The organism is Rheinheimera riviphila (assembly GCF_004005945.1).
Taxonomy (GTDB): Bacteria; Pseudomonadota; Gammaproteobacteria; order Enterobacterales; family Alteromonadaceae; genus Pararheinheimera; species Pararheinheimera riviphila.
Window position 1 is genome coordinate 17,482 of sequence record NZ_SACS01000035.1, and the last position, 9,944, is coordinate 27,425.

Genomic DNA, 9,944 nt, shown 5'->3' on the forward strand with positions numbered 1-9,944 from the left:
TACGAACAGTATAAGCACTCATAAACTATCTTTCATACAAATACTTCTGAAACTCGATAAAGGTTTCCCTGATTGCCGCAGAAGAGCCAAATACCTTAACGACACGCAATAGTCTTGTATTTTAGTTCTCTCAAACAGCGTATTTTGCTGGGCGATAACTCTGTCATTGAAGCACCGCCGATTTCCACGATACTGGACAAGTTAGATCAAATAATTACCAGCACGGTATGCTCATTCAGCGCTTGCTTCGTAACAAACAAAATGTCTATCAAGGCTTAAATTGCAGACATTCTGTGTTGTAAATCCGGGGGCAAGGTAAAACCAACGCCCCCTAACCAATACCAATCTAACCGCTTAAATCTGTCCACCAACCCCTTTAAACTTCTCTACCAACGCAACAATCCGTTGAAATACTGTTTGCTTTTTGGTCTTGTATAGCGGATTCAGTGGGCTCATTTTCGGCAGGGCTTCATTGAGAGCTGTACCGTTATCAGTCGCATACTCACGTTTCAGGGATGCTGCGATATAACGCTTAGCCGCCGTATCATTTAACCCTTCTTGATTAATGAGTTCGTCGATTTCTCGTTGCTGCTCAGCCTGAGCAAATTTAAAGAACTCATCGATAATGCTGGCTTTGTCTGCAATTTTGTCTAGGTCAGTCCGGTTTATAAAATCAACCATCAGGCTCTCTTTGGCCCGGTTCCCAAAGCTTGCACGGATCATTCGACGCACTTCATCAATCAAAGTGGCTTTGCTCTTATGCTTGGTATTGTGTTCAAAAATCAGTTCCAGAATGTAATCCAGATTGATTTCCTGCGACTTCAACAGGTCAACTTCAAACACAATGTCATCCCAGACTACAGTGGATTTTTCCTTTTCCTCGGCTGATTTTTCTTTGCGCTGCCAGTCCCGAATATCATTGTAGGCAGAGCGATAGTCTTGGATTTTACGCTCAGCGGGTAACCTAATCGTTTGTAACTGCGCTAGCTTTTCACCATCTAAATAATGTTCGGCTTTGAAGGCTTCAACTGCCGCAGCATCACTCATATCCAGAGATTGCAGCGCCTTGAGGCATGCAAACTCATCGTAGTTTTGCAGCACGTTTTCAACGCGTAAATATTCGCCAAACAGCTTAGCAAATGCTTTTTTATCCGCTTCTTTTTCGATGTTAGCAGGGTCTGGAAAGCGCTGTTCCAGCTCACCAACTACAGCCATGAAACCACGACGTGCCTCTCCGCTAACTAAATCGGTAAAGCCTTCCATGTACTCTTTGTAGCTTTTCTCAAGTACCACATTTTTGGTATTGGTATCGCCAAAAAGCGTAATTGCATCAACAGTAGCCTTTTCCAAATCACGAAAGGTTACGATGTTGCCGAAGGTTTTGGTGGCATCATAAATGCGGTTGGTTCGCGAATACGCTTGCATCAAACCGTGGTAACGTAAGTTTTTGTCAACAAATAAGGTATTCAGCGTTGGCGCATCGAACCCCGTGAGGAACATACCCACCACAATTAATAAATCGATTTCCTTCGCTTTTACTTGCTTGGCCAAATCACGGTAATAGTTTTGGAAGCCTTTGCTATCAACACTGAAATTGGTCTTAAAAAATGCGTTGTAATCAGTGATAGCGGCACTCAAAAACTCCTTCGCACTGGAGTTCATGGCGGATACATCAAAGCTCTCATCAACAATGTCACCAATTGCATCCTGCTCTTCATTAGCCGCGAACGAGAATATGGTGGCAATTCTAAGCGGGCGTTCAATCGCAGCTTGCAGATGATTCAGCGTTTCGTAATAAAGCTTTGCAGCATCCACACTGCTCACCGCAAGCATGGCGTTAAAGCCCTTATTGGCATTATGCAGTCGATGTGTTTTTTGACGGAAGTTATTAAGAATGTATTGTGAAATCTCTTTAATCCGCTCAGGGTGCAGCATTGCTTGTCTGAATTCTGCTGAATCTAGCGTTTTCTCGTCCTGTTCGGTTTCGATTGCCTTAAATTTTGGGCGGACGTCGTTATAGTCCACTTTAAACTTCAATACCTTTTCATCACGAATTGCATCGGTAATCACGTAAGAATGCAGCTCACGGCCAAACACGCTAGCGGTAGTTTCGGCACCCAAGGCATTTTGCGGGAATATCGGCGTTCCAGTAAAACCGAACTGATAGAAACGCTTGAACTTCTTTTTAAGGTTTTTTTGCGCTTCACCAAATTGGCTACGGTGGCACTCGTCAAAGATAAACACCACCTGCTTATTATAAATCGAAAGCTCACCTTCGTTCTTTATCAGGTTGTTTAACTTCTGAATAGTGGTGACGATAATCTTGTTATCGTCTTTATCCAGATTTGCTTTTAAGCCCGCAGTGCTATCTGAGCCATTCACACTATCTGGAGAAAAACGCTGATATTCGCGCATGGTTTGATAATCGAGATCTTTGCGATCAACGACAAAGAACACCTTATCGATAAAATCTAAATCTGTGGCTAAACGCGCTGCTTTAAAGCTTGTCAGCGTTTTACCTGATCCAGTAGTGTGCCAAATAAAACCACCACTTTCAGGTTTGCTCCAGTTTTTCGCTTCGAAGGAGCTTCGGATCTTCCACAAAATTCGCTCAGTTGCTGCGATTTGATACGGTCTCATTACCAGCAAGGTATCACTGACATCAAACACTGAATAATGCAGTAACACATTGAGCAGCGTATGTTTTTGGAAGAAAGTCGCAGTAAAGTCTTTTAAATCTTTGATAAGATTATTATCAGCCTTTGCCCAGTTCATGGTGAAGTCAAAGCTGTTTTTATTACGTTGAGTGGTGTTAGCAAAATAGCGGGTATCGGTGCCGTTCGAGATCACAAATAGCTGCAAATACTTGAATAACGAATTGTCGCTATTAAAACTCTCTTTACTGTAACGATGTACTTGATTAAAAGCTTCTCTTATAGCCACACCGCGCTTTTTCAGCTCAATTTGCACGAGCGGCAATCCATTGACCAGAATGGTGACATCATACCGGTTGGCATGGCTTCCGCTTTGTTCGAACTGCTTGATTACCTGAACTTTATTGCGGGAAATGTTCTTTTTATCCAGTAAGTAGATGTTCTTGATACGACCGTCATCGAACACAAAATCATGAATATAGTCGTCGTGCAGTTTGCGTGTTTTATCCAAAATGCCGTCGCTGGGTCTATCCAGATAAGTCTCGACAAAGCGCTGCCATTCACCATCAGAAAACTCAACGCTGTTGAGGCTTTGCAGTTGCCGTCGCACATTAGTTTGCAAGGCTTGCGGGTTGTTCAGGTCTGGCAGGTATTCATACCCCTGATTGACCAAATCTTGGATCAGCTCACGCTCCAGTGCATCTTCGCTCTGGTAGGTATCCTTCACTTCCCATTCATTGCTGTATTTATCCAAAACAATAAAGTTATTGGACTCTGCGATGGTTTTATAATCAGCCATTTTGCTGCTCCTGCTGCCAGTAGCCATAGTTGCTCTTCAAATGCTCGAGCAACAACTTGACAATCGCTTTTTCAGCTTGTGTTGGCTCCGCAACGGCTTCACTCGATAGCGTGTTGTGGCTAGTGAAATTAATTATCCTGCTTAGATAAAGTTGTTTATCATCCGGCAACAGTTCTGACCATTTGGAATAACCCAAAAAGCTGGCTGTTTTCTCGTAGAGGTTACGCAACAAAGTAAAATGAAACCGTTCAACCTTATTATCCGCAATCGCCTGTTCGATGGTCTGTTTCAAATGCAGGTGATATGAAAAGCTTCTGTTGGAATCGCCATATTTGACATTCAAATCGAATGAACCATCTTCGAATCGTTCCAATAGATAGCAACCTTCCTTCTTTCCCTGCTTGCTGAGGTCCAGTTCATTGAAAAGTACGTTGTAGAACAGTGGGCTGTGCGTAGAGACGATGAACCTAAGATTCGCTGGGCTTAATTTGATAAGGCTTGCCAGATTGACAGCCAGTTCAATCAAATGGTTTTCGTCGAGAGAGCTGACGGGATCGTCAATAAACACATACTCCAGCTGGTCAAAAGCGCGGGTTTCGCGATCACCCGGCTCAGCGACATTGAGAATTGTCACCGCCTGATCTAACAGTGTGTAGAACACACTCCAAATGAAATTGCTCTCTTCACCTTTGGAAAGCTTAATATTAGGGGAATGCTCATCGTTACCGCGTTCTAAGGAAAAGGTGACTTCGTCAAAGTCGGCTCCGAAATGCGGTGTCAGCTTGTCATTCGCATAGCGCTGGAAGTAATGAACGATATTTCCATCCTGACCTAAGTCCTTGAGGAGCGCCAGCAGCCAGTTTGTATACGAATTGGGCTGAATCTTTAGCTTGTACTCGACATCTTCCGTTAGGTCGTTATCCCAATAGAACAAATCTTCGGTGTAAGCGTTATAATAGAGGACCTTGTTGCGAGAGAACTCGGGTACGACAGCCTCCTCATCGTGATCAGCTTTGGGCACAACCAGCTGCTTGAACTCGCGAGACAGTCGAGTCTTACCCGTGCCGTTGAACGCATAGATTAACTGCACCTTCTTGTTAGCATCTTTTAGCTGCTGGGCAATTTCGATCAGAGTCTTTCCCATGTTATGTCTCCACCTCTTCTGGTTTGGGAAAGCTCAGCAGCAAATCGCGGTAAAACTCGTATTGCTTCTGGCGCAGTTCAATTTCGCGGGGCAAACCTTCGGTGATAGAGCTGGTTAGAGCGTCGAATTTGTCGAGGACTGTAACGATTCGTTCTTTTTCTGTTGGCGAAGGGTTGGGTATACGGATGCTTTCCAAGTTTTTCTTGTTCAGTTTCGGTTGTGCAGCACCAGAAATATAGGGCGTCAAATCAATACTATTTAGGTAATACTCAACGTATCTTCTCTCTGCATAGGTGTCGAATTTAAGCACATGGGCATGATTGTTAACCCACGTTTTGCCGCTGATACTAAATGCTATTGGTGTATTTCGCGCCAATAGATTTGCACCATCTTCAGAAACGAGCAAAAAGTCGCCATCGAAAATATAGCCTTTAACGTAATCAACAATTCCAGACGCACCGTAATACGGAATATTTCCTGCTTCCCTTAAGCCGCTCGTGATTGGCTTTCTTTTTGAGTCGAGGTTATCGGCAAATTCCCCCAACGTCTTCCACTCCACATCCCCTTCTTCAAAACTCAGCAACTGATCGCGGTAGTAGTTGTATTGTTTTTTGCGCAGGTTAAGCTCTGCGGTCAGCTCTGCGGTGTGGGCGGCAAATGCGTCCAAAATGCGGACGATTTCGGCCTGAATTTCCAACGATTTTTTGGGGTTGTTTGGGCAGGGGATGGGGACAAGCCTACTTTCAATAGCGCCCTTGGTCACATGCATCATGGTTGAGCCGGTTGCATGCTCGCCTTGCAGAGCTTTTGTATCCCATTCCAACAAATAGAAAAGGAATTTCTTTAGTATCAAGTCAGCATTAGGAACAACTTTCCAAATATGGTAGTGATATATAACCTTTCCTCCCTCCCAAATTCGAGGGCCAAATGATGCTGACCAAGCATATAGCAGATCGCCATTATCACAATATTTGTCGTCTTCTAGTTCTAGGTCTGAATGATACCAATTTGCATTTGTAAAGAAGTTTCCTACTCGTAAGACAGGATACTTCCCTTGATCTAATAGTTCCGGCTTCTTGTATGCTCTGCCATTTATAAAGCGCGACACTTCGCCGAGTGGTTTCCATTCCACCTCAACCCCATCCAGCAGCCGCTCCATAAAGCTTACATCGCTCATACGCCCTGCTCCTCTCCCTCAATTTCAGCAACAATCGCATCGATATCGGTGCGTAACTGGGCAATTCTGGCGACGGTGGTTTTCAGGTTGGCATTCAGCTCACCAATATCCACCACTTCGCGGGTGTCTTTGGCTTCTATGTAAGAGCTGACCGACAAGTTGTAGTCGTTGTCTGCAACTTCATGAAAAGGCACGGACCGGGCAAAGTGATCGATATTTTCCTTGCTATCAAACACCGCCATAATCTGCTGGATATGACCTGGATTTTTCGGGTCGTCATTGTCAGTCAGAATGTTGTTATTGGTTTCTTTTTTAAACAAGCCACTGGCATCAATAAACTGGGTGTCGGTACTGGTTTTGTTTTTCGCCAGCACCAGAATATTCACGGCGATGGTGGTGCCAAAAAACAGATTGGGGGCCAGTGAAATGACAGTTTCCACATAGTTGTTATCGACTAGATATTGACGAATTTTTTGCTCGGCACCGCCACGGTAAAAAATACCGGGGAAACAGACAATGGCAGCACGGCCTTTGCTGGAGAGGTAACTTAAAGCGTGCAGCACAAAAGCAAAGTCGGCCTTGGATTTGGGTGCCAGCACACCCGCTGGGGCAAAGCGTTCGTCGTTGATTAGCGTTGGGTCGTCTGAGCCTATCCACTTTACCGAATACGGCGGGTTGGAGACGATGGCGTCAAAGGGCTTGTCATCGCCAAAGTGCGGGTTACGTAAGGTGTCGCCCAGCGATATATCAAACTTGTCGTAGTTGATGTTATGTAAAAACATATTCATCCGCGCCAAGTTATAAGTGGTGTGGTTCAGCTCTTGCCCAAAGAATCCTTCTTCAATAATGTGCGCATCGAAGTGCTTCTTGGCTTGCAATAGTAAAGAGCCTGAGCCGCAGGCAGGGTCATAGATTTTATTCACCCGTGTTTGCTTGTGCATCGCCAATTGCGCAATTAACTTGGAAACATGTTGGGGGGTAAAAAATTCACCGCCAGATTTACCAGCATTTGCAGCGTAGTTTGAAATCAAGAACTCGTAGGCATCACCAAATAGGTCGATATGCGCAACATCAAACTTACCAAAGTCGAGTCCTGCCACACCTTTTAATACCGCCGCCAAACGGCTGTTTTTATCCTTAACAGTATTTCCCAATCGATTACTGGTGGTATCGAAATCGGCAAACAAACCTTTGATGTCATGTTCTGATGGATAGCCGTTGGCTGAAGATTCAATTGCGCTGAAAATGGCAGCTAAGTCGGTGTTCAGGCTTTCGTTTGTATTGGCGGTTTTCGCGACATTCACAAACAGTTGGCTTGGGTAGATAAAGTACCCTTTGGTTTTAATGGCATCGTCTTTGATTTCAGATGTAATAACGCTATCCGGCAACTCTGCGTAGTTAATGCTGTCATCGTCGGCTTCGATGTAGCTGGTAAAGTTTTCGCTGATGAAGCGGTAAAACAAACAACCAAGGACATACTGCTTAAAATCCCATCCATCTACAGCGCCACGAACGTCGTTGGCAATAGCCCAAATCTGGCGTTGTAAAGCGGCGCGTTGTTGCATACTTGTCATGCATTTATACCTTTATAAGTTCTTACACATCGAGTGAATTCGATATTCGTATAACCAACAGCTGTTGCTGCTAGTTGTTTATGATTGTGCTATTTGCAGCTCCAGCAAATCTGGCTGCTTGCTGACTACATCTTTCTTAAGAGGTAGTCCTCATCCATTTATCAAGTGAATACATTTTTGAAATCGCTGAGCTGGCGTCATAGCTTTATAGAAATCATTAGGTTCGCCGTTGGTCAGCAATGTCTTTTTGCCAGTATTAGCGTCTTTAGTTGATGTTTTGATTTCCTTTACTTTTTCTGGATTCGAGTGCCATCGAATGTTGAATGCACACAAACTTTTGAAAAATGTCATTTTTTGATAAGCGGGGATATGGTGGTGTATCCACCACGCTAAAGATTGCCAGTCACCAGTTTGCCCGTAATAGTCCACGTAAGCAGGGATCACGATACAAGCAGTTGCGCCATAGCCATAAGCGTCTTCTTTATCCCAAATGTGAGCAGCGTAATTTCTTTCATTCGTTGCGCAATTAGCCCCCAAATCATTGCCAGCTTGGTTTACTTCCTCGCTTCTAAAAGCAGATCGCACATGAATTCGTCCCCATACATCTTGGATGGGTTCCAGTACATTTTGGCAAAGTCCCGTACCTGCTTTAACTGCCAAATCTTTGTCTGTAGGCATGTTGTTCATACCCAGAATGGCGGCAGTTTCTGAGAACAGAAAATCACGCATGAAAAACGTCTTAGATAGACGAATCCGAGCAAAGTCATCAAGGCTAGAAATTTTTGCTTGTGACATAAAAACTCCTTTTAAAAGCCATATCCGGGGGCTATTGCCATGCTCGTTAGATTTGGCAAATCTTTAGCATTGCTTAACCACAAATGGTACTCACCACCGGTTAGGGAGGCTTCAGCACTACAGTCTACATTCCACTGTCTCATTAAGTAGCCCAGAAGCGCCTCTCGCACCTCTAAATGCAAAAAGCCATCATCCATTCCAAAATCCAGTTCAATCGCCTTAGGATGGCTTACAGAAGGGTGAACGACGAGTTCAACGGTAAGGATGTTGTTCCATGCAGTATCATGTTCGCCAGATTGAGATGAATTGATTGGATCTGCAATCTCGGCCAGATTTTGCAAACGTGTACAAACGAAATCCCGAAATTCTTTAGATTTCATGTCAAAAGCCCGTACATGCCATCGCTGTCCATTATTTGCGATCGCATGCGGCACAATGACTCTTGAGGTTTCACCTGATGTCAGAGAAATATAATCACAAGAAACTGCCATGCGATTGTGGATAGCACGCATCAATGTTGCGATCACCTCAGTATTGGGGTGAATCAGCTTGGTGGTATCAACGCAATGTGCTGACGGGTGAATACCATTAGATAGACCATCACCAAAACCTCTACATAAACTACCAAGGATTGCTTCCGGGTTATGCTCAAAAAGCGGCCTAAATTTGGCTGTTCGATAATATCGTTTAGTTTCGTGTCTTAAGGTCATATTGGCTGGAGCTAACTCGTTGTAAAGGGTTAGATCTCTTGAACAGGAAGCCAAACCAGTCTTGAAATGATTTACAAGATCAGCCCTAGCCAATTGCCCGATAAATTGCAGGCTAAAGTCGATAAAAGCGAGCCGCTCTTTTTGGGCGTAATTGAGTTGCGCGAGATCCGTCACGACTACCTTGAATTATTTTTATGTTTATTAATTGCAAATGTACGCCTAACGCTTGATGGATGCAATCAAAAATATAGCATCTTTTAGATGCTATCATTTTGATTTGATCATTTCGATATAGATGCTTTACTTGAAGCCTTACTTCCTAAAATATGAATCTAGCCTGTGCTACTAATTCGCCCTTTTCCCAAACCCACAGACACACTGCCAAATTACCTTCTTCGCCTGACTGCCGCGAATTATTACAGGAATACGATGCAGCTACTTCGTACCAACAACTACAAACTGCTGAACAACAGATTGCCGAGTAAGAGCGTTTTCTTTGGTAACTTGGATCTTCAACGGGTGGCACAACTGGCAAATGTTAGTGAAAAGCAAATTTCCCAGCTTACGTTTCACAGACTGAAAAGCATTCGCTGCTTAGCATTTCAACAACGTTTTTTAATCAAAGCACTTCATTTATCAGGAGTCCGGCTGTGCCCGCAGTGCTATGGAGAGCTTGGAAATATCGATTTTATCAACTCTTTGACATCGAAAACTTATTGTACTCGGCACCATTGCCGGCTTGTGTACATACATCCGCAAACAGGCAATTATCTGACATGGGCAACTGATTATCTGTGGCGAGACGCTGAAAATTGGCAATCACTTACCAATAACGAAATCTCTGATTCAGAGATTAGCATTAACCAACACATCGAAGAATTAACTCATAAGCCATTGTTAATAGAGCAATACCCGATCAACCTTGCGGAATATTGTGACCTCTTGGAGTTTTTTGCCCATTTTCTGCATGTTTCGGATGAATCCGAACACTCATTTCGGTCCAATCCGATCACCCATTTCGGTTTAATCCGATCGCCTATTTCGGTTTTATCCGATCACTTTTAGCCATTTTCCGAAATCGATGTTCGGAA

7 protein-coding genes are annotated in these 9,944 nt (G+C 43.9%); 1 reads left to right on the forward strand and 6 read right to left on the reverse strand.

Going from position 1 to position 9,944, the window contains the following annotated elements; all coding sequences use genetic code 11:
- Positions 1–354: 354 nt before the first annotated feature.
- From EOE67_RS19585 to EOE67_RS19610, 6 genes are all read right to left on the reverse strand, one after another.
- The gene (locus EOE67_RS19585) at positions 355–3,453 is read right to left on the reverse strand and encodes a type I restriction endonuclease subunit R (RefSeq protein WP_127701160.1); all 3,099 of its coding nucleotides are present in this window, start codon (positions 3,451–3,453) and stop codon (positions 355–357) included.
- The gene (locus EOE67_RS19590) at positions 3,446–4,597 is read right to left on the reverse strand and encodes an AAA family ATPase (RefSeq protein ID WP_127701162.1); all 1,152 of its coding nucleotides are present in this window, start codon (positions 4,595–4,597) and stop codon (positions 3,446–3,448) included. Before EOE67_RS19590 ends, EOE67_RS19585 begins: the two co-directional genes overlap by 8 nt.
- A 1-nt stretch (position 4,598) precedes the next feature.
- Positions 4,599–5,774 (reverse strand): restriction endonuclease subunit S, encoded by a 1,176-nt coding sequence (locus EOE67_RS20915; protein WP_127701164.1) that lies wholly within the window; start codon positions 5,772–5,774, stop codon positions 4,599–4,601.
- Positions 5,771–7,348: a type I restriction-modification system subunit M gene (locus tag EOE67_RS19600; protein WP_127701166.1), complete on the reverse strand. Its 1,578-nt coding sequence runs from the start codon at positions 7,346–7,348 to the stop codon at positions 5,771–5,773. The genes EOE67_RS20915 and EOE67_RS19600 overlap by 4 nt, the downstream gene beginning before the upstream one ends.
- A 150-nt stretch (positions 7,349–7,498) precedes the next feature.
- Positions 7,499–8,143, reverse strand: coding sequence for a hypothetical protein (locus EOE67_RS19605; protein WP_206099676.1), 645 nt, complete (start codon positions 8,141–8,143; stop codon positions 7,499–7,501).
- 11 nt (positions 8,144–8,154) lie between these two features.
- Positions 8,155–9,027: a WYL domain-containing protein gene (locus EOE67_RS19610; protein ID WP_127701168.1), complete on the reverse strand. Its 873-nt coding sequence runs from the start codon at positions 9,025–9,027 to the stop codon at positions 8,155–8,157.
- 165 nt (positions 9,028–9,192) lie between these two features.
- On the opposite strand from EOE67_RS19610, the gene EOE67_RS19615 reads away from it, so the two are divergent.
- On the forward strand, positions 9,193–9,918 hold the full coding sequence (locus EOE67_RS19615; RefSeq protein WP_127701170.1) for a TniQ family protein: 726 nt from the start codon (positions 9,193–9,195) through the stop codon (positions 9,916–9,918).
- The last annotated feature ends 26 nt before the right edge of the window (positions 9,919–9,944 follow it).